Source organism: Litorimonas sp. (assembly GCA_029936425.1).
Classification (GTDB): Bacteria; Pseudomonadota; Alphaproteobacteria; order Caulobacterales; family Maricaulaceae; genus Litorimonas.
In genome coordinates this window covers 1-1342 of record JAPYSU010000118.1, presented here as the reverse complement: position 1 = coordinate 1342, position 1342 = coordinate 1, and the positions used below count along the sequence as shown (strand labels likewise).

The window sequence follows — 1342 nt, the reverse complement described above, 5'->3', positions numbered from 1 at the left end:
CTTGGTGGCAGTGACAAGGGAGTCCAACTAACCTATTATGAGGGAAGTAATTATGTGAGAATACTAAACATTATCATTACTTTTCCCCTTGCCTGGAGTGGAATAAAAGCTAATATATTGCAGGTGGCCACACTGTTTCAAGCATTGGCGGGAACAGGAAATAGAATCTGTATAATATTACACTAGTGAAATATTAAAATGATTCTATTTCCTGTTCCCGCCACAGCTGCTGTACCTTCCACTTTCCTTAGCCTGCCACTCCAGTGCTAGCATCAGTGGATGTCTGACATTGGATTGAGCAGACTAAGGAAAGTGAAAGGAACAGTAGCTGTGATGGGAACAGGAAATATAATTGTTTTAATATTTCAATAGAATAATATTATCAAGATTCTACTTCCTGTTCCTGCCAATGCTCGAAACAGTGTGGCCACCTGCAAAACAGGAAATAGTATATTTTTGTGCACAAAAATAGCATAAATGTACATACTAACGATCCACCACATGTCCAGCTGGTGCAGCATCATAAGGAACAGGTCCACCTGGTAGCATAGTGTCAGCCACACAGGCCACCACAAATCAGAACACATTCTCACTCAGTCACTCATCTGATCAGACATCACTCACCTTCACACTCTACCACACACAATGATACATAGCTTCTCACATGCATGCTTAGACATACCCACACCTTTCCAAGCTGCCACACATATCTAATCACACAGCTGGGCACACTTTCACACACAATTATCAAACTGTCACACAATTTCTCATACTTCCACACACCTTCTAAAACAACCACAGACCATTCATACAGCTACACACAATATCACACTGCCACACACTGTCGCACACAACCCAAATATTCTCACAACCCCATTTACACTGTCTCACACATAATAACACAGCCACACACAATCTCACACATGTTCTGAAACATTTATACACACCCTCTCACACTGCCAAACATGTTCACACAGGAACACAAGTTCTGACAGTCACACATGTTCTCAAATTGCCACACACCCTCTGACACTTCCACACTTTCTCATACTGTTGTTACACATGCTCTCTCATGTCCTCACACATTATCACACTGCCCTAACCCTTCTATTCTAGCCACACATTATCACACTGCAACACACCTTTTCAAACAATTACATTTTCAGACAGACAAACACATTCTGGCAGAGACAGTCACTCTCTACAATCACACACCATCACACACACCCTCCTATATGCTCACACACCATCACACACACCCTCCTATACTCTCACACACTACACACACACCATCCTACACTCTCACTCACCATCACACACACCATCCTATACTCTCACACAC

General features: G+C 42.4%; 1 protein-coding gene. It reads left to right on the top strand.

The window, feature by feature from the left end; all coding sequences use genetic code 11:
- A partial coding sequence (locus tag ACN0IC_RS15460; protein ID WP_416879642.1) for a hypothetical protein occupies positions 1-186 on the top strand: 186 nt, incomplete at its 5' end.
- Positions 187-1342 lie beyond the last annotated feature (1156 nt).